Below are 22,116 nucleotides of genomic sequence, written 5' to 3'. Positions count from 1 at the left end.
AGCCAAATTAATTATTCGTCGTCGTACTGGGGACCCGCGTAGTTATCAAACCGCGACCACTGCCCATTAAACGTCAGGCGCACCGTGCCTATCGGGCCGTTACGCTGCTTACCGATAATAATCTCCGCGATGCCTTTTAAGTCACTGTTTTCGTGGTACACCTCGTCACGATAGATAAACATGATAAGGTCGGCATCCTGCTCGATAGAGCCGGACTCACGCAGATCCGAGTTCACCGGGCGCTTGTCGGCGCGCTGTTCCAGCGAGCGGTTAAGCTGCGAGAGCGCCACCACCGGTACCTGAAGCTCTTTCGCCAGCGCTTTCAGCGAGCGGGAAATCTCAGCGATTTCCAGCGTACGGTTATCAGAGAGCGACGGCACGCGCATCAGCTGTAAGTAGTCGATCATAATCAGGCTTAAGCCGCCGTGCTCGCGATAAATACGCCGCGCGCGGGAGCGCACTTCCGTCGGCGTCAGGCCCGAGGAGTCGTCAATATACATATTGCGCTTCTCAAGCAGGATGCCCATCGTGCCAGAAATACGCGCCCAGTCTTCGTCATCCAGCTGGCCGGTACGAATGCGCGTCTGATCCACGCGGGAGAGCGACGCCAGCATACGCATCATGATCTGCTCGCCGGGCATCTCAAGGGAGAAGATCAGCACCGGTTTATCCTGCAGCATCGCGGCGTTTTCACATAGGTTCATCGCGAAGGTGGTTTTACCCATCGACGGACGCGCCGCCACGATAATCAGATCTGAGCGCTGCAAGCCCGCGGTCTTTTTATTGAGATCCTGATAGCCAGTATCCACGCCCGTCACGCCGTCGTGCGGCTGCTGATAGAGCGTTTCGATACGCGCGACGGTGGCTTCTAAGATCTGATCGATACTTTTCGGCCCTTCGTCTTTATTGGCGCGGTTTTCGGCTATCTGGAACACGCGCGATTCGGCGAGATCGAGCAGATCTTCGCTGGTGCGGCCCTGCGGATCGTAACCGGCGTCGGCAATTTCATTGGCGACGGAAATCATGTCGCGTACGACAGCGCGTTCGCGCACGATATCAGCATAAGCGCTGATGTTCGCGGCGCTTGGCGTATTTTTCGACAGCTCCGCGAGATACGCAAAACCGCCGACGCTTTCGAGCTGCCCCTGAAGTTCAAGTGATTCAGAAAGCGTAATCAGATCGATGGGTTTGCCCATCTCCTGCAGGCGATGCATTTCGGTGAAGATCATGCGGTGCTGGCGGGTGTAAAAATCCTCGGCCACGACACGCTCGGCCACATCGTCCCAGCGCTCGTTATCCAGCATCAAACCGCCCAACACCGACTGTTCCGCCTCCATGGAATGCGGCGGCATTTTCAGCCCGGCGACCTGCGGGTCACGAGGTTCAGTGGGTTTGTTGAAGGGTTTATTTCCTGCCATAGTGAATGGAGTTACCAAAAATCATCATCAGAGAGAATGAGGAGTGTATCTGATCTGAGTGGTTTTGTACTCAGTTTGCGCGCTCCTGCTTTCATGCCCGACACTTAACAAGGAGTTCCTATGGCGACGCGTATTGAGTTCAGCCAGCATGGCGGACCAGAAGTGTTAAAAGCGGTGACCTTTACCCCGGCCGACCCGGACGAGCTGGAAGTGCAGGTGGAAAACAAAGCCATCGGCATCAACTATATCGACACTTATATTCGCAGCGGTCTTTACCCGCCACCGGCGCTCCCGGCGGGCCTCGGCACCGAAGCGGCGGGCGTCGTCACTAAAGTGGGCAGCGGCGTGACGCACCTCAAACCCGGCGATCGCGTCGTCTACGCACAGTCGGCGCTCGGTGCCTACAGCTCGGTGCATAACGTGCCGGCAGAGAAAGCCGTTGTGCTCCCGGATGTTATCTCGTTTGAACAGGCGGCGGCCTGCTTTTTAAAAGGGCTGACGGTTTTTTATCTGCTGCGCAAGACATATGAAATTAAACCCGACGAGATGTTTCTGTTCCATGCCGCCGCGGGCGGCGTCGGGCTTATCGCCTGCCAGTGGGCGAAAGCGCTGGGCGCGCGGCTTATCGGTACGGTCGGTTCGGCCGAAAAAGCCCAGCGGGCGAAACAGGCGGGCGCGTGGCAAACCATCAATTACCGTGAAGAGAATGTGCCGGAGCGGCTGCGTGAACTGACCGGCGGGAAAAAAGTGCGCGTCGTGTATGACTCGGTGGGTAAAGAGACCTGGGAGTCGTCGCTCGACTGCCTGCAACGTCGCGGCCTGATGGTGAGCTTCGGTAACTCCTCCGGCCCGGTGACGGGCGTGAATCTCGGTATTCTTAACCAGAAAGGCTCGCTCTACGTGACCCGCCCGTCACTGAACGGCTATCTGACCAACCGCGCCGAGCTGGAAGAAGCCAGTAACGAGCTCTTTTCGCTTATCGCCAGCGGGGTAATTAAAGTGGAGGTGGCGCAGAGCCAGAAGTTTGCGCTCGAAGACGCCGCGCGCGCCCATAAGACGCTGGAGAGCCGCAGCACGCAAGGCTCCAGTCTGTTGATTCCCTGAAAGAATTAGGGCTTCCCGCAGGAAGCCCTTTCTTTTTATTGTTTGCGCTATATGTAGGGTACAGCGCTGATGAATTCGGTAACACGGCTGACATAGTGCCAGACAGGCCCGTTAAAAAACATGGCTTAGCGCGCAAAGTAACATGGAAAGTTGCGAGGTTGTGATCAACCCCGCAACTTATTAGTAACGCCAGCGATTCGCCCGGCTGTAACGTGAGGTGCGACGATACTCGGGCACTTTCGGGGCCTTCACGGTGCGGATCACCCACACCACCGCCACTGCCAGCAGCAGCCACGGCAACACTTTAATCATCAGCGCGAACACGCCACCGAAAAACATCACCAGGGTTGCTACCATTAGCGCGGCGATAATCCCGATAAGCGACACGCCGGTCGCCAGCAACATCAGAAAGAAAGCCACCACAAACAGCAGTTCAAACATTCTCGTTCTCCTTAAAAACGTTATGCCCTGCTATTACAAGTTTCGTGCCAGATTTAACTTACTGAATTCAAAAGAAACGCCCCGGCATGTCATCCGGGGCGTTAGTGAAATTGACGATATTCTGGTGAACTTAACGTTTGTCGGCCACCAGCTTTAACGCCTGTTCCAGCACGTTAATATCCGCGCCAGGCTTATGGGCGTTTTCGCTGAGATAGCGGCGCCACTGCCGCGCGCCGGGAATCCCTTGAAAAAGCCCGAGCATATGGCGAGTGACGTGACCCAGATATGTGCCTTTCGCCAGCTCACGCTCAATGTACGGATACATGGCGCGCACTACTGCCACCGGGTCGGCATCCGGCGTATCAAGCCCGAAGATTTCGCGATCGACCGACGCCAGTATGCCCGGATTCTGGTACGCCTCGCGGCCCACCATTACGCCATCCATATGTTCAAGGTGCGTTTTCACGTCATCCAGCGTTTTGATGCCGCCGTTAATCGACATCGTAAGCTTCGGGAAATCGCGCTTGAGCTGATAAACGCGCGGGTAATCCAGCGGCGGGATTTCGCGGTTCTCTTTTGGGCTCAGGCCGGAGAGCCACGCCTTACGCGCATGAATAATAAAGGTGTCGCAGCCGCCCTGCTCCGCCACGGTGCCGACGAAATCGCAGAGGAATTCGTAGCTGTCCTGGTCGTCGATGCCGATACGGGTTTTCACCGTCACCGGAATGAAGACCACGTCGCGCATCGCCTTAATGCAATCGGCGACGAGTTGCGCCTCGCCCATCAGGCAGGCGCCGAAGCGGCCATTCTGGACACGGTCGGACGGGCAGCCGACGTTAAGGTTTATCTCGTCATAGCCGCGCGCCTCGGCAAGCTTCGCGCAGTGCGCCAGCGCCGCCGGATCGCTCCCGCCGAGCTGTAACGCCACCGGATGTTCCTCTTCGCTATAGGCGAGGTAATCCCCTTTGCCATGAATGATCGCGCCGGTCGTCACCATTTCGGTATAGAGCAGCACCTGCGATGAGAGCTGGCGCAGGAAATAGCGGCAATGGCGATCGGTCCAGTCGAGCATCGGCGCAATGGAAAAGCGATGGGCGGGGAAAGCGTTACGGGATGTGGACGTCATAATAGCTAAGCGAGTTGAAGTTCGGGCTGAAAAAGGGGCGCTACTATAGCACAAACTTCAGGCAGGGGCGCATTGCGCCCCTGCACATGGTCAGAAGGTCAGGCTCAACTGCGCGCCTGCGCCCCAGGTTTCGTCTTCACCAACGATGCCGGTCAGATCGAGATGCACGCGGTTAAACGGCGCGAAACCGACGCCCGCAGTAAACACGTTGCTCTCGTTATCTTTCACGTCCGCGCGATAACCGGCGCGCACCGCCAGCCAGCTAAGCGGACGCACCTCGGCACCCACGCCGACGAACTGCGAGTTTTCTTCGCTCTTAAAGCCTTTGGTTTCCGTCAGATCGCCATCGGCGCTCAGGGTCACCAGATCGTTATGCCAGGCCACGCCCGCGGTCACCAGCGGCGAGATCTGATAAGTATCTTTATACCCGTTAACCTCTTTGGTATCGATATCACGCGACATCAGGTTCTGCCCGCTCACGCCCACGGTCCAGTTCGGGCCGAAATCCGCTGCCACACCCGCATCAACGTTGAAGCCAGTGTCATCGTTGCGATAGCGCGAGCTGTTCCAGTCGCTGCTGTCGTAGTTATAAATCGAAGCCGTGTAGTTATAGAGCCAGGTTTTCTGCAGCTTCGGCGTAACGCCGACGGAAACCGGCACGTCGCCCACCTGGAACCGATGCGCGAACGCCACGCCGTAATCAGAAACGATCGCCGCGCGGCCAAACGCGGTAGACGTCAGGCGATCGGTGATAGCGTCAGAGCCGTTAATCGCGGCGTTGATGATCTGTGTGCCTGCGTAAATATCATCGTTCTGGATGCGGCGCAGATAGTCGATGTCGCTTTGATCCACACGGGTGCTGACACGCGCATGCGCATAGGCTTTCGCCACAAACGCCACCGCCAGCACGTCGTTTGGAATACTCACCGCGATGCCGCCCGCCGCACGTGCGCTTGCCGTTTTACCGCGCAGGTATTCCAGCTCGTCGCCCAGTTCACGCGCCGCGCCCTGGAACTGGCGCAGCGTGCCAATCGGGTTGGCCGCGATATCGCCCGGCGTCAGGCTGTTGACCACATCGCGATAATAATCGACGCGGTCACTGATATGATCTATCTCATCTTCGAGATTGTCTTTATCGGTAATTTGCGCCTGTAATGCAGGCAAAATTACCGTAATGTCATCTTCTGGCTGTGAACGTGCCAGTAATGCCGGGTTAATTAACGCGCCGCTGCCGTAATCGGCTGACGCCACGCCGGTGCCGCCCATCGCATCGTTACGCGCCTGCGCCCAGGTATTGGCTGCACTCGCCTGATTGGCCATCACCAGAGAAAGGGCGACGGCTGCCACTGAAGGTTTGATTATATTTTTCACTGTTTACCCTGCTTATTAGCAACATGAATGACATCCTCTGTCAGTTCATGACAGAGACGATTTCTGTTGTGAAGAACGCACTACGCCAGAGGTTGAGGCTAAAAGCTCAACGGCACTACCGGGCTCGTTTCGTGATCGCCCTCATTATTTATAGATTAGGGTTCTTAATTCGTGTAGGTAAGCCGTCGTGTGGGCCAAAAAATTGTGGCGGGTGGTCTATCCAGCGATCCGGGCGCGTGGCGGCGTAAGGGCCGTTAAGCGGATAGTAAATGCGGTTTTCCGGTTTGTTCGCCTCGCCCACCACCAGTAACCGGACTTCGCTGTCGGTGTTATTGATAAAGGTGTGGCAAAGGCCGGTGCCTGCCGGGAAGCCGACGCTGTCGCCCGGTTTTAACGGCCACAGCTCGCCGTTGAGCCAGACATCCGGAAACCCTTCGAGCACATAAACAAACTCTTCTTCGCTGCTTTCCGCATGCGGATAAGACGTACGACGCCCCGGCGGCAGGCGCTCATGATGAATGCCGAGCCGCGTGAGCCCGGTACGCTTCGCCAGCGGCGCGCCGATGGACATCAGTTCGTCGCTGTCCGGGTAACAGGCGTCATCGTTGCCTTCGACTTCCTGCCAGTGACAAATACATTCAGGGCGCGTATGCATATAAACCTCCGGTTAATGTTCACTGAAAGGTATAACACAGGCGGGATGTCGGTGTTTCAGCCAGTTCATGATAAAGTGATGACATCAACACGATTCATAGAGGATGCCGATGGATACGACGATTTCGCAGGAAGTTCTGGCGCAGGCTGAAAAGCTCTGCCAGCAACGTAATGTGCGCCTGACTCCGCAGCGCCTCGAAGTGCTGCGCCTGATGACCATCCAGCCGGGCGCGATAAGCGCTTATGATCTGCTCGATTTATTACGCGAAAGCGAACCGCAGGCGAAACCGCCCACCGTTTACCGCGCGCTTGATTTTCTGCTGGAGCAGGGGTTCGTGCATAAGGTGGAGTCCACCAATAGCTATGTGCTGTGCCACTTATTTGATAACCCGGCGCATACTTCCGCGATGTTTATCTGCGACAGATGCGGCGTGGTAAAAGAAGAGGCAGCGGAAGGGGTGGAAGATATTATGCATGCGCTGGCAGCCAGAATGGGCTTTGCGTTACGCCATAACGTGATTGAAGCGCATGGGCTGTGTGCGGCGTGTGCAGAAATTGAGGCGTGTCGCCATCAGGGACAGTGTGGTCACGACCACAGCATTACGGTGAAAAAGAAAGGACGTTGAATCTAATTGGGTAACGCTTTACTGAGTGGTACATCATTGGGTGGTACATCCTTGTACCGGTGGGCAGGGCAGCCTCAGAGGGAAAATACCGTTTGAGGTGGTGGCCCGATTACCAGCGGTAATCGTGGCGGCTTTCCCAGTCGGTCACTTCCTTGTCGGCTTCATCTTTCGCGTAACCGTAACGTTCCTGGATTTTACCTACCAGCTGGTCACGTTTCCCTTCGATGATGGTCATATCATCGTCGGTTAATTTACCCCATTGCTCTTTCACTTTACCTTTAAACTGTTTCCAGTTACCGCCAGCTTCATCTCTGTTCATAGACGTCTCCTTAACATTCGGTAGTGAATCAGTCTCACAGGTTTTCCTGTGGGGGTTCAGCCCGAGTCATCTTCATCATTTGCTGAACGTACTACTCATTTTAGACGTCAATTTTAACCCTGGCGGGATATTCAGAATCTTTAACCATAACGAAGCGCTGACACCGACAAATTTTCTTTTACTGGTGAGGCGCTGTATCAGGGATATTCAGTGCAAAAGACGCCCCCGGCGCCATAAATAGCCGAGCGACAACCCACGCAGCGCCAGGAAAACGGTGAGCGCCAGCCACAGGCCGTGGTTGCCAAGCTCTGGCAAGGTGAGCAGCGTCAGGCCAAAACCGAGCGCCGCGACGGCCATGCTGTTACGCATCTCCGCCCCGCGCGTCGCGCCGATAAACATACCATCCAGCAGATAACACCAGACGCCGACCACCGGCAGGATGGCCTGCCAGAAGAGATAGGGCTTCGCCAGCGCCTGAAGCGAAGGTAATGACGTGAGCAGTGACACAATGTACTGCCCCGCCACGGCATACAGCAGCGCGAACGCCAGCGCCACCATCCCTGCTTGTCGGCATGCCGCGCGCCAGACGCTGCTCAGCTGCGATTTATCCTGCGCGCCGAAGGCCTGCCCGGCATGGGCTTCTACGGCATAGGCGAAGCCATCAAGCGCATAGGCGGTGAAGGTCAGGAGTGTCATCAGAATGGCGTTCACCGCGACGATATCGCTGCCGAGCCGTGCGCCAAACACCGTGATGGAACCGAAGCAGAGTTGCAACAGCAGCGAGCGCAGCATGATGTCGCGGTTAAGCGCAAGCAGTCGGCCAACGCCGCCGCGCCACGCGGTTTTTAGCATCGCAAGGGTAATACCACGCAGGCGCAGCACGCGAGCCGCCATCATAAGACCGATGCCAAGCGTCGCATACTCTGCCAGCGCCGTCGCCAGCGCCGCGCCCTGGACGTTAAGGCCAAGCCCCATCACGAACCAGAGATCGAGCACGATATTAAGCAGATTGCCGACTACCAGCAGGATCACCGGCGCGCGGGCGTACTGCACGCCTAACAGCCAGCCCAGCAGCACCAGATTAGCGAGCGAGGCGGGCGCACTGAGCCAGCGGATTTCAAGAAACCGTCGGGCCTGCGTCAGCACCGCGTCGCTGCCGCCGGTAACATGCAGCGCCAGATGTATCAGCGGCTCACGTAGCGCGATAATCAGCATACCGGCAATCAGCGCCAGCGCCATGGGCTGCACCAGGGCGCGGGCCAGCGCTATCGGATCGCGCGCGCCAAACGCCTGCGCGGTTAGCCCGGTGGTGCTCATGCGTAAAAAGAGCAGCAGCATAAACAGGAAACTGGTGGCGGTAGCGCCCACCGCGACGCCGCCCAGATAGACGGGGCTGTCGAGATGACCAATAACGGCGGTATCCACCAGGCCTAAGAGCGGCACGGTGATATTTGAGAAAATCATTGGCAGCGCGAGGCGCCAGAGAGCTTTATCGGTAGAAGTGAGAAAGGGCATATGGCGTTCCGATGCCGTTACGCGAAGATGAAAAAATATGCAGTCTTTAGCAGACGGGAGAGGTCATTACCGTAACCGGGGCGGGCCAGTTACGGTAATGCGGCGTCAGTGAGCCGGAAAAGGGCTCAGAGCCATTCGCCGTTGCGGATAACGCCGACCGCCAGACCTTCGATAGAGAAGTTATGCTCGCGCAGATCCACAACGATCGGTTTAAACTCGCTGTTTTCCGGCAGCAGCTCAACGGTATTACCCTGTTTTTTCAGGCGTTTTACCGTTACTTCATCATCAATGCGCGCGACGACGACCTGGCCGTTACGCACATCCTGCGTTTTATGAACCGCCAGCAGATCGCCGTCCATAATCCCGATATCTTTCATCGACATCCCGCTTACGCGCAGCAGAAAATCGGCATTTGGCTTAAACAGGCCAGGATCAACCTGATAATGCCCTTCGATATGTTGCTGAGCCAGCAGCGGTTCGCCCGCCGCCACACGCCCTATCAGCGGCAGCCCGTTTTCTTCTTCCTGCAACAGACGAATACCGCGCGACGCGCCGGAGACAATCTCAATCACCCCTTTACGCGCCAGCGCTTTAAGGTGCTCTTCCGCCGCGTTCGGCGAACGGAAACCCAGACGTTGCGCGATTTCCGCACGCGTAGGCGGCATGCCGGTCTGGCTGATGTGATCCCGAATGAGATCAAACACCTCTTGTTGCCTGGTAGTTAATGCTTTCATTCCGCCCCCTGGGTGCATATACAGTGATGCTGTGAGTATATACAGCTAAAGGTGATTTTAAAACCATAACCGGTTAAAAAAGCGCTTCTTTCGCGATTTCTGGAAAACTTATCGCAAATGCTGCCAGAGCAGCGTGACCCACACGACGAGCGCGAGGATAATCGACAGCAGAACGGCGGCGGAGCCCATATCTTTGGCGCGGCCTGAAAGCTCATGAAATTCAGGGCCGATGCGATCCACCACCGCTTCGATGGCGCTGTTGAGAATTTCGACAATCATTACCAGCGTAACGGAGCCAATCAGCAGCACGCGGGTGACAGGATCGACATCCAGCCAGCAGGCGATAAGAATAGCCGCTATCACGGCGACCCCTTCCTGGCGGAACGCCGCTTCATTTTTCCAGGCGGCGCGTAATCCCTTCCAGGAATAGCCGGCAGCGTTAATAATTCGGGTTAACCCCGTGGTGTTATTGGCCATGACAAGAAACCTTTTTTAAATTCAGGCGTCAATGCTAATGCGCTTCGATAAAGAAGCACCACAGAAATTCTACGGAGTTTCTGATATTCTTGCGCCGCAATTGCATTATTAACCAGAGGCTTTACATCGTTTATGTCCGGTTGGCCACGAATTTACTACAAATTACTTAATTTACCATTAAGCGTGCTGGTAAAAAGCAAGTCCATCCCGGCGGCGCCCTGCCCCGAACTTGGGCTCGATACGTCACGCCCTATCATGTATGTGTTGCCGTATAACTCGAAGGCGGATCTCCTGACGCTACGCGCGCAGTGCCTGGAGCACGATCTGCCCGATCCGCTGGATCCGCTGGTCATCGACGGCACCGAACTGCCGCGCTATGTGTTTATCCATGGCGGCCCCCGCGTGTTCACCTACTACACGCCCAAAGAAGAATCGATCAAACTCTTCCACAACTATCTCGATCTGCACCGCAGTAACCCGGATCTCGACGTCCAGATGGTGCCGGTGTCGGTTATGTTTGGCCGCTCGCCAGGCCGCGAAAAAGGCGAGGAAAACCCGCCGCTGCGCATGCTGAACGGCATTCAGAAATTCTTCGCGGTCTCGTGGCTTGGCCGCGACAGCTTTGTGCGCTTCTCACCGCCCGTATCGCTGCGCCGTATGGCGACCGAGCACGGCACCGACAAGCGTATCGCCCAGAAACTGGCCCGTGTGGCGCGCATGCACTTTGCCCGCCAGCGCCTCGCCGCCGTCGGCCCGCGCCTGCCTGCGCGCCAGGATCTCTTTAATAAACTCCTCTCGTCAAAAGCGATTGCCCGCGCCGTCGAAGACGAGGCGCGCACTAAAAAAATCTCGCACGAGAAAGCCCAGCAGAATGCTGTCGCATTGATGGAAGAGATCGCCGCCGACTTCTCCTACGAGGCGATTCGTATTACCGATCGCGTGCTTGGTTTCACCTGGAACCGCCTCTACCAGGGCATTAACGTGCATAACGCCGAGCGTGTGCGCCAGCTTGCGCACGACGGCCACGAAATTGTCTATGTGCCCTGCCATCGCAGCCATATGGACTATCTGCTGCTCTCGTATGTGCTCTACCATCAGGGGCTTGTGCCACCGCATATCGCCGCGGGCATCAACCTGAACTTCTGGCCCGCCGGGCCGATTTTCCGCCGTCTGGGCGCGTTCTTTATCCGCCGCACCTTTAAGGGTAATAAGCTTTATTCGACGGTGTTTCGCGAATATCTCGGCGAACTTTTCAGCCGTGGCTATTCGGTGGAATATTTCGTGGAAGGCGGGCGTTCACGTACCGGTCGTCTGCTTGACCCGAAAACCGGCACGCTCTCCATGACCATTCAGGCCATGCTGCGCGGCGGCACCCGCCCGATTACGCTGGTGCCGATTTACATTGGCTATGAGCATGTGATGGAAGTGGGCACGTATGCCAAAGAGCTGCGCGGTGCCACCAAAGAGAAAGAGAGCCTGCTGCAGATGCTGCGCGGCTTAAGCAAGCTGCGTAACCTCGGTCAGGGTTATGTGAACTTCGGCGAGCCACTGCCGCTCATCACCTTCCTGAACCAGCACGTGCCCGAGTGGCGCGATGCTATCGATCCTATCGAAGCGGTACGCCCGGCGTGGCTGACGCCAACGGTGAACGAGATTGCCGCTCAGCTGATGGTGCGTATCAACAACGCGGGCGCGGCTAACGCCATGAACCTGTGTTGCACCGCGCTGCTGGCCTCGCGCCAGCGTTCGTTAACGCGCGAGCAGCTTACCGAGCAGCTCGACTGCTACCTGAATCTCCTGCGTAATGTGCCTTATGCCGCAGATGCCACGGTGCCGGACGCCACGGCGACGCAGCTTATTGAGCACGCGTTGCAGATGAATAAGTTTGAAGTCGAGAAGGACACCATCGGCGACATCATCGTGCTGCCGCGTGAACAAGCGGTGCTGATGACTTATTACCGCAATAACATCATGCATATGCTGGTGCTGCCGTCGCTTATCGCCGCTATCGTCACCCAGCATCGTCGCATCAGCCGCGAAGCGGTGCAGCAGCAGGTGGAACTGTTATTCCCGATGCTGAAGACGGAGCTGTTCCTGCGCTGGGAGAAAGAAGAAGTGTCGGCGGTCGTCGATGCGCTGGTTAACGAGCTGGCGCAGCAGGGGCTTATTCTTGCTGACGACGAATGGCTTCAGGTGAACCCGGCGCGCTCCCGTACGCTGCAATTGCTCGCCGCTGGCGTGCGCGAAACGCTGCAACGCTACGCGATTACCTTCTGGCTGCTGAGCGCGAATCCGTCCATCAACCGCGGTACGCTTGAGAAAGAGAGCCGCACGGTGGCGCAGCGTCTTTCCGTACTGCACGGCATTAACGCGCCGGAGTTCTTCGATAAAGCCGTGTTCTCAACGCTGGTGCTGACGCTGCGTGATGAAGGCTACATCAGCGATACGGGTGATGCCGAACCGGCGGAAACCATGAAGGTTTACCAGATGCTGGCAGAGCTGATGACCTCCGATGTGAGGCTGACTATCGAGAGCGCGGCGGCACAAGCGGGCGCGTGATTGAGTCTGGCGACAGACAGTAAAAAGGCGGGGAAACCCGCCTTTTTTATTGGCGAAAAACAGGGGTAATGGCTGATAACAATGCGAGTGGTGGGTGCGCTGCGCTTACCCACCCTACAGAATTAGCCCCGGCTGGCATGCCTTTAACACGGCGGGTGCGCTGCGCTTACCCACTCTACTCATAACCTTGCTCGCCGAAAAAATGTAGGGCGGGTAAGCGTCAGCGCACCCGCCGTCACTCCACCGCCGCTAATAACAAAAAAGCGGGTTTCCCCGCTTTTATCAGAACTTCAGATAACTTAGCGCCAGGCCGATAAACACCAGCAGCCCCACGTAGTTATTGTTCAAAAACGCGCGGAAACAGGCGTCGCGATCGCGCCCGGCGATGATTTTTTGCTGCCAGATAAACAGCGCGCCCGCGCCTGCAAGACCGGCATAGTAAAACGCCCCCAGACCGTTCAGCCAGCCGACTGCGCCAAGCAGCGCCAGCACGGCTATCTGCAGCAGTCCGATTATCAGCTTGTCGTGACGCCCGAAGAGGATGGCTGTCGACTTCACGCCGATTTTCACATCGTCGTCACGATCGACCATTGCATATTCCGTGTCGTACGCCACCGCCCAGCAGATATTGGCGAAAAACATCAGCCAGCAGCTTAACGGCAGCGACTCGCTCACCGCGCAAAACGCCATGGGAATCGACCAGCCAAACGCCGCGCCCAGCACCACCTGCGGCAGATGGGTGTAGCGCTTCATAAACGGATACATCCAGGCCAGCGCCAGCGCTGCCACAGAGAGCAGAATAGTTTTCACATTCAGCGTCAGCACCAGCAAAAACGACAGCAGCACCAGGATGACGAACAGGTTTCGCGCCTCTTTTTCGGTCACGTCACCGCTTGGCAGAGGCCGGTGCGCGGTGCGCTTCACGTGCCCGTCAAATTTGCGGTCGGCATAATCATTCACCACGCAGCCTGCGGCACGCATCAGCCAGACGCCCGCCACAAACACCGCAAGTATCCACAGCGGCGGCACGCCGGGCGATGCCACCCAGAGCGCCCACAGCGTCGGCCAGAGCAGCAGTAACGCGCCGATCGGCTTATCGGTGCGCATCAGGCGGTGATAGGCGAGCAGCTTATTCTGCGTCAGGCTCCACTCCATTATTTTTCCTCTCCGTACAAAGGTGATGCAGGTAAAAACAGTTCAGTCAGCAGCAGCGGTTTGCCGGAAAGCCTCAGCAGAGAGCGGCGTCCCCAGAGTTCGTCGCTGCGGCCCGGCTGGATAAAATCACGCGTGAGGGTGGATGAGGTAAACAGATAACGGCCCAGCGGCGTGGTACCGAGCTGCTGCAACGCCAGCTCCGGCCCACAAAGTGTAGACTCCGGCACCACTGTGCGCCCGACCAGCCAGGGCACGCCGTCGCCGCACAGCAGAATTTCGCGCAGCCAGTAGCGCGGCTCATCAGGCAAAAACTCGCCCTCTTCCTCCAGCGCCTCGGGGCCGACAAAGCCCTCAAACAGCATGTCGACCGTCACGCGCTCGCAAAAGCCTTCGAAACGGCGGGTCATGGAATCTTCCAGCATCAGCCAGTCGAGCAGCGAACTATCAAGCGTGCTGATATCGTCAAAAAAGGACAACGCGCGCAGTTGTCTCAGCGCGGGATGGGACATGCGTGACTCTCCGGGGCCAAAAGTGGACGTATTGTAACGCAGAACCAGCAAAACGGGGGCGGGGAAACAAGGAGTACGAACAAAAGCGCAACATGGGTGCAACAGGACGGCATGCTGCGCCAGGAAAAAAGGTGCGCGCAAGCGCACCAGGTGTTGCAAACATCAGCAGCGTGGGGAGACTGTCACCCCTTGCCTTTTACGCTGCTGATAAAAGTCTGACGCGCCGTGGTGGAGCCGAGACGCTCTGCTTCATCCAACAGTTTCAGCGCTTTATCGACATCGCCTTTCGCGACCGCCTCTTTAATGGCGCGGTTGAAATAGGCTTCGGTGTCGTTAAGCACCGGCTCGCGCTTCGCGGCAGGAGCGGGCGCAGCCGCCGGTGCGGCAGGCGCTGGCGCGGTATAGGCCGTGGCTGGTGCGGCGGTGTTGCCGACCGTCACTGACGACGGGCCGGAAGAACCAAACAGCGGGCCGACCAGAACGCTGGAGGAGGAGTTCGTGCTTACTTTCAGTTTAAGCTTGCCGTCAGGCGTGTGGCGCGCCACCGGATCGGCGATATCTGGCACAGCGTTACCCACGCCTTTGGCGTATGCCTTCGCCGGGTTGGTCATGGTGGTGGTCTTCTGCAGATCCTGCGGCGTGGTGAAAACCAGCAGGTACAGTTTCTGCTGCCCCAGCGCAGGGGTCAGCTTGATAACCCCTTCGAGGCGGTCTTCAGAGACCACGCCCGGCTCCTGATAGGTAAAGTAATTGCTCGGGAAGTACGCGGCTGGCGTTAAGTTTTGATCCAGCACCAGCACGTTCGGGGCATAAATACCGGTCTGTTTGTTCGCAAGGCTGGTGAGCGTAATGGTCAGTTCGCCGATATTGGCCGGCACACTATACGCGGCGACTTTACCGCTAATGCCCGGTACGTTAAGGGTTTGCCCCACGGCGGCGAGATCGGTGGTCTGGGTTTGCGACTGCGCGACGGGCGTCCAGGTCAGGCGCTGTAACTCACCGGTCGGGATAGCGGGTGCCGCGGCAGTGTTCTGCGGCACGATATTCACATCAGCGAAGCTGACGGCGGGCAGGCCTGCGAGCAGCCCTGCGCTTAAGCATAATGCGACGAGACGTTTTTTCATTTTTATTACCTCGGATGGAGAGGGAAACGGTAGCCAGGCAATAGCGCGCTTCCCGCAAATCTGTACTTTTCAATGAGGGTTAAGAGGGGCTTTCGCCCCTCTTGTTACAACACTAACGCGTGATTACCACCAGATTTCCATCTGGGCACCGAAGGTCCACTCATCATTGTCGCCACGGCCGAAGCTGCCGCCGTTAAAGCCATCTTTAACTGCGTAGCCATAGTTGGCGTTGTTGCTCGGGTTACCCGTTTTGTCATAACCCCATTTTTCATCCCACTTCGCATAGGTTGCGAACACGCGCAGCGCCGGGCGAGACCAGATGCTGTCGCCTGCCTGCCACTGTTGCGCCAGGGTGATTTTGTACTGGTTGTTGGTTTCGTCAGTACGCTGGGATTTCACGTTGTCATAGCCAACTTCCAGCAGGGTGCTCATGATAGGCGTCCATTTGAACATCGGGCGTACACCCACGGTCCACCAGCGGGTGCCGTTGTTGTTATCCCAGTCGATGTCCTGATACATACCGACATACATCATGTCCCAGCGATCGCCCATAGAAATTGAGCCGTGATCGATTAAACGCAGCATGTGGCCGTTGTTGTTCTGAGCATACGCAAACTTAGGATCGGTATCGCTGATGCCAATGCCGGAGCCCTGAGACAGCCCTTTGCCCTGAGAGGTCAGCGCATCTGTCGCATACTGAACCACAAATTTGTTGAAGCCAGTACCGATGGTCTGAACGTGCTCAGCGGTGAACATCCAGCCGTCTTTGGTCGCATCGTCAGCCAGATAGTAGTCGTCACGCGCGTTGGCACGGCCATAGTCCACACCCAGTTCCAGCGTGCCGCCCGGGTTTACTTCCAGGCTGCCTAAACGTACGTCAAAGACGTCGTTAGCCGTGCTCTTGTTGTAATCATAAATGCTGTCGCTCTGGAAAGTCGCAGAACCGCCAGCTTCAGAGGAACGGGTTGCCGCAACAGAGAGCTTACCAAAGCCCAGATCGACGTTTTCAATACCTGCGCCCGGGCCGGAAATATCCCAGTAGTAGAAGTCGATCATGTGAACGTCGTGACGCTGATAGAAGCGTTTACCGGCCCAGATGGTTGAACCCGGCAGGGCGTCAATCAGGTTTTTACCCTGAACGTTAGCTTCACGGAACGCCGGGCTGGTGGCTTCCCAGTCATTTTGCTGAGCAACGGAGTACGCTACGTTAGTATCGAAGTAGAAGCTCTTATCGCCCTCTTTCCATACTTCCTGGCCTAATTTAAGTTCCGCATAGGTTTCACATTCGTTACCCAGACGGTATTTAGCGCCGGCACCGGTCGCCTGGAAGCACTGCTGTTCGCCGCCACTGCCGGTCCAGCCGATGCCGGAACGGGCATAACCTTTGAAGTCCACAGCCGAGGCCTGAGCGGCGAAAATGCCCGCCATCACGGCCACAGCCAGAGGGAGTTTACGCAGAGTTATCATCATTCTATCTCCTGAGATCATTGCTTTTCTTTGTAAGCGGGGGCGCTTAAAGGCCCGGCTCTTTATGCAACCGACGACAGGCGGTGCCATCTTCCCGAAAAAGATGACAACGCTCCGGCGGCAAGCCGATAGCGAATGTGGCGCCCTCTTCTACCAGCACGACGTCATTCTGGCGGTAGACCAGGTTCTGACGCAGCGCAGGGATTTGGATATGAATCTGAGTTTCATGACCTAACTGTTCGACCACCTGCACCTCGCCTTCCAGCGTCACATCGGCGATATCACTCGGCAGAAGGTGTTCGGGGCGAATGCCAAGAGACATATTGGCACCCACCTGAACATGGGTACTTTCCACCGGCAGCCAGACCAGCTGGCGGTTCGGCAGCTCCACCTGCACCTGATCGATAGCGGTGGCGGTGACTTTCACCGGCAGGAAGTTCATTTTCGGCGAGCCGATAAAGCCCGCGACGAAGCGATCTGCCGGGTAGTGATAAAGCTCCAGCGGCTTGCCCACCTGGGCGACGCGGCCTGCGTCCAGCACCACGATTTTGTCGGCGAGCGTCATCGCTTCGACCTGATCGTGGGTGACATAAATCATGGTGCGCTTAAGGCGCTTGTGAAGACGGGAGATCTCAATACGCATCTGCACGCGTAGCGCGGCGTCGAGGTTTGAGAGCGGCTCATCGAGCAGGAATACGGAAGGCTCCGCCACCAGCGTACGGCCAATCGCCACACGCTGACGCTGACCGCCGGAGAGCGCTTTCGGACGACGATCCAGCAGGTGCGCCAGTTGCAGCACTTCCGCCACCTGAGTGACGCGCTGGTTGATGGTTTCTTTGCGGGCACCTGCCAGCTTCAGGCCAAAAGACATGTTTTCAGCCACGGACAGATGCGGATAGAGCGCGTAAGACTGAAACACCATCCCCACGCCGCGCTCGGCGGGCGGCACGTCGTTCATAAGCTTGCCGCCGATATGCAAATCGCCGCTGGTGATGGTCTCAAGCCCGGCAATCATACGCAGCAGCGTGGATTTTCCGCAGCCCGACGGCCCGACAAATACGACAAACTCGCCTTCGGTGATATCGAGATTGATATCCTTTGATACCACCACATCGCCCCAGGCTTTTGTTACGTTGCGAAGCTGAACGCCTGCCATTCCCTTCTCCCTTGTCTACTTCACCCGCTTGCCGCGGGAAAAACACGTTGACGGCACTATGCGCCTTACGCGAGGGCGAGCCATCCTCCACCCCCGCCTTTTTTATGGGGGAGGAGACGGGAGGATGAGGGGTTGTCAGCCGTCCTGCGGCCGGGCGGCTCGCGGCGATTTTCGTGATGTAACCGGCAAAAAACGCAGCGGTTTTCTGTGCGCGAGGCCACAGAAAATCCACTTATGTTATGCAGATCACACTACGAGGCGGTGGGGCGTAGAGGAAAGGAGGATGAGAAGCGCTTGTCAGATGCCCAGACTGTTACACGTAAAGCCAACACGTGTATCCACGCGCAAACCACTAAAAGGATAGGAGTTATGAAAATTAAAAGCGGCGTACGCCTCCTCGCCCTCTCAGCGCTGACGACGGCGCTCTTTTCTGCCTCTGCTCTGGCCAAGATTGAAGAAGGTAAGCTGGTTATCTGGATCAACGGCGACAAAGGCTATAACGGCCTGGCCGAAGTGGGTAAGAAGTTTGAACAAGACACCGGCATCAAAGTGACCGTTGAGCACCCGGATAAACTCGAAGAGAAATATCCGCAGGTGGCCGCGACCGGCGACGGTCCGGACATTATTTTCTGGGCGCACGACCGTTTTGGCGGCTACGCGCAGTCTGGCCTGCTAGCGGAAATCACGCCGGAGAAAGCGTTCCAGGACAAACTCTACCCGTTCACGTGGGATGCCGTGCGCTATAACGGCAAAATCATTGCCTACCCGGTTGCCGTGGAATCGCTGTCGCTGATTTACAACAAAGACCTGGTGCCGAACCCGCCGAAAACCTGGGAAGAGATCCCGAAACTCGATAAAGAACTGAAGGCGAAAGGCAAGAGCGCGCTGATGTTCAACCTGCAGGAGCCGTACTTCACGTGGCCGATCATCGCGGCGGACGGCGGTTACGCGTTTAAGTTTGAAAACGGCAAGTATGACGTGAAAAACGTCGGCGTGGATACCGCAGGCGCGAAAGCGGGCCTGAACTTCCTGGTTCAGCTTATCAAAGATAAACACATGAACGCCGACACCGATTATTCCATCGCGGAAGCGGCGTTTAACAAAGGCGAAACCGCCATGACCATCAACGGTCCGTGGGCGTGGGCCAACATCGACAAGAGCAAAGTCAATTACGGCGTGGCGCAGCTGCCAACCTTCAAAGGCAAACCGTCTAAACCGTTCGTGGGCGTGCTGAGCGCAGGTATTAACGCCGCCAGCCCGAACAAAGAGCTGGCGAAAGAGTTCCTGGAAAACTACCTGCTGACCGACCAGGGTCTGGAAGCGGTAAATAAAGACAAGCCGCTGGGTGCCGTCGCGCTGAAATCTTACCAGGAGAAACTGGAGAAAGATCCGCGCATCGCCGCCACCATGGCGAACGCGAAAACCGGTGAAATTATGCCTAACGTGCCGCAAATGTCCGCATTCTGGTATGCCGTACGTACCGCCGTCATCAACGCCGTAACCGGTCGTCAGACCGTGGACGCCGCGCTGAAAGACGCGCAGGGCCGTATCGCGAAGTAACCCTTTTGGAAAATGGCGGGTGCGCGTTGCTTACCCGCCGTACAACATCATTCTCAGAGAGTTACGGTGGGTAAGCGCAGCGCACCCACAAACACCCTGTAGGGTGGGTAAGCGACGCGCACCCACAAACACCCTGTAGGGTGGGTAAGCGACGCGCACCCACGAAAAAAGCAGGTGGGTTAGCGACGCGCGCCCACCACACCCTGTAAAGAGTTACACCGTGGCACGGCCACACCTACGTTTTCATCGTTGTTGAGGATTATCCCCATGGATGTCATTAAAAAGAAACACTGGTGGCAAAGCGACGCGCTGAAATGGTCGGCGATTGGTCTGCTGGGCTTACTGGTGGGTTACCTTGTCGTTTTAATGTACGCACAGGGGGAATACCTGTTCGCCATCATGACGCTGATTTTAAGCTCAATTGGCCTCTACATCTTCGCGAATCGCCGCGCCTACGCGTGGCGTTATGTTTATCCGGGTCTCGCGGGCATGGGGCTGTTCGTGCTCTTTCCGCTCGCCTGCACCATCGCCATCGCCTTTACCAACTACAGCAGCACCAACCAGCTCACGCAGGAGCGCGCGCGTGAAGTGCTGATGGATCGTAAATATCAGGCAGGCGAAAGCTATACCTTTGGCCTGTATCCCGCAGGCGATCAGTGGCGTCTCGCCCTTACGGACAGCGCCAGCGGCAACTACTATATCTCTGAACCGTTTAAATTTGGCGGCGAGCAGAAACTGAAGCTTTCCGCCGCGCCTGCCCTGCCAGAAGGCGAACGCGCCAGCCTTCGCATCATCACGCAAAATCGTCAGGCACTGAACCAGCTCACCGCTGAACTGCCGGACAAAAGCCAGCTCGTTATGAGCTCGCTGCGCCAGTTCTCCGGCACCCGTCCGCTCTATACACTCGCCGATGACGGCACGCTCACTAATAACCAGAGCGGCGTGAAATACCGCCCGAATAATGACATCGGCTTTTATCAGGCGGTGAACGCCGACGGCCAGTGGGGCGATGAGAAGCTGAGCCCGGGTTATACCGTGACGATCGGCTGGGATAACTTCCTGCGCGTCTTTGCCGATGAAGGCATCCAGAAACCGTTTATGGCTATCTTCGTCTGGACGGTTGTTTTCGCGGCACTGACCGTCGTGCTGACGGTGGCGGTCGGCATGGTGCTGGCATGCCTGGTGCAGTGGGAATCGCTGAAGGGTAAAGCCATCTACCGCGTGCTACTCATCCTGCCGTATGCGGTGCCGTCGTTTATTTCCATTCTGATTTTCAAGGGGCTGTTTAACCAGAGCTTTGGTGAAATCAACATGATGCTGAGCGCGCTGTTTGGCATCAAACCGGCGTGGTTTACCGACCCGACCACCGCGCGCGCCATGATCATCATCGTCAACACCTGGCTTGGCTACCCGTACATGATGATCCTCTGCATGGGGCTTTTGAAAGCGATCCCGGACGATCTCTATGAGGCTTCCGCGATGGACGGCGCCGGCCCGTTCCAGAACTTCTTTAAAATCACATTCCCGTTGCTTATCAAGCCGCTGACGCCGCTGATGATCGCAAGCTTCGCGTTTAACTTTAATAACTTCGTGCTGATCCTGCTGTTGACCAACGGCGGCCCGGACCGCATCGGCACCACCACGCCTGCGGGCTATACCGACCTGCTGGTGAGCTACACCTGGCGTATCGCCTTTGAAGGCGGCGGCGGTCAGGACTTTGGCCTCGCGGCGGCTATCGCCACGCTTATCTTCCTGCTGGTGGGCGCGCTGGCGGTCGTGAACCTCAAAGCCACGCGCATTAAGTTTGATTAAGGAGATCCCACATGGCTATGGTGCAACCCAAATCGCAAAAGCTGCGTCTGCTGGCAACTCACCTGCTGCTGCTGGCGTTTATCGCCGCCATTATGTTCCCGCTGTTGATGGTCGTGGCGATTTCGCTGCGCCCCGGCAACTTCGCGACCGGTAGCCTCATCCCGGATCAAATTTCCTGGGAGCACTGGCGGCTGGCGCTCGGTTTCAGCGTGGAGCATGCCGACGGCCGCGTCACGCCGCCGCCGTTCCCGGTGCTGCTGTGGCTGTGGAACTCCGTGAAAATCGCGGGTATTACCGCGGCAGGCATCGTGGCACTCTCCACTACCTGCGCTTATGCCTTCGCCCGTATGCGTTTCCCGGGTAAAGGCGCGCTGCTGAAAGGCATGTTGATTTTCCAGATGTTCCCGGCGGTGCTGTCGCTGGTGGCGCTCTACGCCCTGTTTGACCGTCTCGGCCAGTACATTCCGTTTATCGGGCTTAATACGCACGGCGGCGTGATCTTCGCCTATCTGGGCGGCATCGCGCTGCATGTCTGGACGATCAAAGGCTATTTCGAAACCATCGACGGATCGCTTGAAGAAGCGGCGGCGCTGGATGGCGCGACACCGTGGCAGGCGTTCCGCCTGGTCCTGCTGCCGCTGTCGGTGCCTATTCTTGCGGTGGTCTTTATTCTTTCGTTTATCGGCGCGATTACCGAAGTGCCGGTCGCCTCGCTGCTGCTGCGCGATGTCGACAGCTACACGCTGGCGGTCGGCATGCAGCAATATCTCAACCCGCAAAACTACCTGTGGGGCGATTTCGCGGCGGCGGCCGTGCTGTCAGCTATCCCGATTACCGTGGTCTTCCTGCTGGCGCAGCGCTGGCTGGTAAGCGGCCTCACGGCGGGCGGGGTTAAAGGTTAAGTCTCTTCATCGTTATTTTGCCACTGTAGTACCATTGTATCCCTGACTAAGAAGTTGTTTTCGGCGGCCCGCGGGCCGCCTTTTTTT

General features: G+C 57.2%; 20 protein-coding genes. 6 read left to right on the top strand and 14 right to left on the bottom strand.

Annotated elements, in window-relative coordinates:
• Window positions 1-11: 11 nt before the first annotated feature.
• Window positions 12-1,418: a replicative DNA helicase gene (gene dnaB / locus G9X48_RS00230; protein WP_004388597.1), complete on the bottom strand. Its 1,407-nt coding sequence runs from the start codon at window positions 1,416-1,418 to the stop codon at window positions 12-14.
• Between the two features lie 120 nt (window positions 1,419-1,538).
• Between dnaB and G9X48_RS00225 the strand changes: the two genes are divergently transcribed.
• Window positions 1,539-2,522 (top strand): quinone oxidoreductase, encoded by a 984-nt coding sequence (locus G9X48_RS00225; RefSeq protein WP_004388596.1) that lies wholly within the window; start codon window positions 1,539-1,541, stop codon window positions 2,520-2,522.
• Between the two features lie 180 nt (window positions 2,523-2,702).
• Here G9X48_RS00225 and pspG read toward each other — a convergent pair whose 3' ends face one another.
• The 4 genes from pspG to G9X48_RS00205 form a co-directional block, all read right to left on the bottom strand.
• On the bottom strand, window positions 2,703-2,963 hold the full coding sequence (pspG, locus tag G9X48_RS00220; RefSeq protein ID WP_014727959.1) for an envelope stress response protein PspG: 261 nt from the start codon (window positions 2,961-2,963) through the stop codon (window positions 2,703-2,705).
• A 130-nt stretch (window positions 2,964-3,093) separates the two neighbouring features.
• On the bottom strand, window positions 3,094-4,089 hold the full coding sequence (gene dusA, locus G9X48_RS00215) for a tRNA dihydrouridine(20/20a) synthase DusA (protein ID WP_105629556.1): 996 nt from the start codon (window positions 4,087-4,089) through the stop codon (window positions 3,094-3,096).
• Window positions 4,090-4,179: 90 nt separating this feature from the next.
• Window positions 4,180-5,460: a conjugal transfer protein TraF gene (locus G9X48_RS00210; RefSeq protein ID WP_007852468.1), complete on the bottom strand. Its 1,281-nt coding sequence runs from the start codon at window positions 5,458-5,460 to the stop codon at window positions 4,180-4,182.
• Window positions 5,461-5,608: 148 nt separating this feature from the next.
• Window positions 5,609-6,115, bottom strand: coding sequence for a cupin domain-containing protein (locus G9X48_RS00205; RefSeq protein ID WP_007888891.1), 507 nt, complete (start codon window positions 6,113-6,115; stop codon window positions 5,609-5,611).
• 109 nt (window positions 6,116-6,224) lie between these two features.
• Here G9X48_RS00205 and zur point away from each other — a divergent pair, with 109 nt between their 5' ends.
• Window positions 6,225-6,740 carry a zinc uptake transcriptional repressor Zur gene (gene zur / locus G9X48_RS00200; protein ID WP_004388592.1) on the top strand — a complete coding sequence of 172 codons (516 nt, stop codon included), beginning with the start codon at window positions 6,225-6,227 and terminating at the stop codon, window positions 6,738-6,740.
• A 109-nt stretch (window positions 6,741-6,849) separates the two neighbouring features.
• Here zur and G9X48_RS00195 read toward each other — a convergent pair whose 3' ends face one another.
• The 4 genes from G9X48_RS00195 to G9X48_RS00180 form a co-directional block, all read right to left on the bottom strand.
• Window positions 6,850-7,059 carry a CsbD family protein gene (locus G9X48_RS00195; protein WP_004388591.1) on the bottom strand — a complete coding sequence of 70 codons (210 nt, stop codon included), beginning with the start codon at window positions 7,057-7,059 and terminating at the stop codon, window positions 6,850-6,852.
• A gap of 207 nt (window positions 7,060-7,266) precedes the next feature.
• Window positions 7,267-8,574 carry an MATE family efflux transporter DinF gene (gene dinF / locus G9X48_RS00190; RefSeq protein WP_097640917.1) on the bottom strand — a complete coding sequence of 436 codons (1,308 nt, stop codon included), beginning with the start codon at window positions 8,572-8,574 and terminating at the stop codon, window positions 7,267-7,269.
• Window positions 8,575-8,699: 125 nt separating this feature from the next.
• Window positions 8,700-9,308, bottom strand: coding sequence for a transcriptional repressor LexA (gene lexA, locus G9X48_RS00185; protein WP_007888886.1), 609 nt, complete (start codon window positions 9,306-9,308; stop codon window positions 8,700-8,702).
• Window positions 9,309-9,416: 108 nt separating this feature from the next.
• A complete protein-coding gene (locus G9X48_RS00180) occupies window positions 9,417-9,785 on the bottom strand; it encodes a diacylglycerol kinase (protein ID WP_069682685.1) in 369 nt (122 codons plus the stop codon).
• A 132-nt stretch (window positions 9,786-9,917) separates the two neighbouring features.
• Between G9X48_RS00180 and plsB the strand changes: the two genes are divergently transcribed.
• Complete coding sequence (plsB, locus tag G9X48_RS00175) at window positions 9,918-12,344, top strand: glycerol-3-phosphate 1-O-acyltransferase PlsB (RefSeq protein ID WP_041460351.1); 2,427 nt, start codon at window positions 9,918-9,920, stop codon at window positions 12,342-12,344.
• Window positions 12,345-12,626: 282 nt separating this feature from the next.
• Here the strand turns inward: plsB and ubiA are convergent, their stop codons facing one another.
• From ubiA to malK, 5 genes are all read right to left on the bottom strand, one after another.
• Entirely contained in the window at window positions 12,627-13,499 is an 873-nt protein-coding gene (ubiA, locus tag G9X48_RS00170; protein ID WP_004388586.1) for a 4-hydroxybenzoate octaprenyltransferase, read from the bottom strand.
• On the bottom strand, window positions 13,499-14,008 hold the full coding sequence (gene ubiC / locus G9X48_RS00165; RefSeq protein WP_032988080.1) for a chorismate lyase: 510 nt from the start codon (window positions 14,006-14,008) through the stop codon (window positions 13,499-13,501). The genes ubiA and ubiC overlap by 1 nt, the downstream gene beginning before the upstream one ends.
• Window positions 14,009-14,190: 182 nt before the next feature.
• The gene (malM, locus tag G9X48_RS00160; RefSeq protein ID WP_171964778.1) at window positions 14,191-15,132 is read right to left on the bottom strand and encodes a maltose operon protein MalM; all 942 of its coding nucleotides are present in this window, start codon (window positions 15,130-15,132) and stop codon (window positions 14,191-14,193) included.
• 123 nt (window positions 15,133-15,255) lie between these two features.
• Window positions 15,256-16,602, bottom strand: a complete 1,347-nt coding sequence (locus G9X48_RS00155; RefSeq protein WP_007888874.1) for a maltoporin — start codon at window positions 16,600-16,602, stop codon at window positions 15,256-15,258.
• Between the two features lie 43 nt (window positions 16,603-16,645).
• Window positions 16,646-17,755 (bottom strand): maltose/maltodextrin ABC transporter ATP-binding protein MalK, encoded by a 1,110-nt coding sequence (gene malK, locus G9X48_RS00150; protein WP_166499905.1) that lies wholly within the window; start codon window positions 17,753-17,755, stop codon window positions 16,646-16,648.
• A 369-nt stretch (window positions 17,756-18,124) separates the two neighbouring features.
• On the opposite strand from malK, the gene malE reads away from it, so the two are divergent.
• The 3 genes from malE to malG all read left to right on the top strand — a co-directional run bounded on the left by malE (window position 18,125) and on the right by malG (window position 22,029).
• Window positions 18,125-19,315 (top strand): maltose/maltodextrin ABC transporter substrate-binding protein MalE, encoded by a 1,191-nt coding sequence (malE, locus tag G9X48_RS00145; protein ID WP_004387535.1) that lies wholly within the window; start codon window positions 18,125-18,127, stop codon window positions 19,313-19,315.
• Between the two features lie 267 nt (window positions 19,316-19,582).
• A complete protein-coding gene (gene malF, locus G9X48_RS00140; protein ID WP_063265174.1) occupies window positions 19,583-21,127 on the top strand; it encodes a maltose ABC transporter permease MalF in 1,545 nt (514 codons plus the stop codon).
• A gap of 11 nt (window positions 21,128-21,138) precedes the next feature.
• Complete coding sequence (gene malG, locus G9X48_RS00135; RefSeq protein ID WP_004387533.1) at window positions 21,139-22,029, top strand: maltose ABC transporter permease MalG; 891 nt, start codon at window positions 21,139-21,141, stop codon at window positions 22,027-22,029.
• The last annotated feature ends 87 nt before the right edge of the window (window positions 22,030-22,116 follow it).

Origin of the sequence: Cronobacter sp. HA18006, from assembly GCF_011605445.1 — a bacterium.
In the GTDB taxonomy this organism is placed as follows: Bacteria; Pseudomonadota; Gammaproteobacteria; order Enterobacterales; family Enterobacteriaceae; genus Cronobacter; species Cronobacter sakazakii.
Note: the sequence above shows the minus strand (reverse complement) of the source record. Positions and strands in the feature narration are given on the sequence as shown.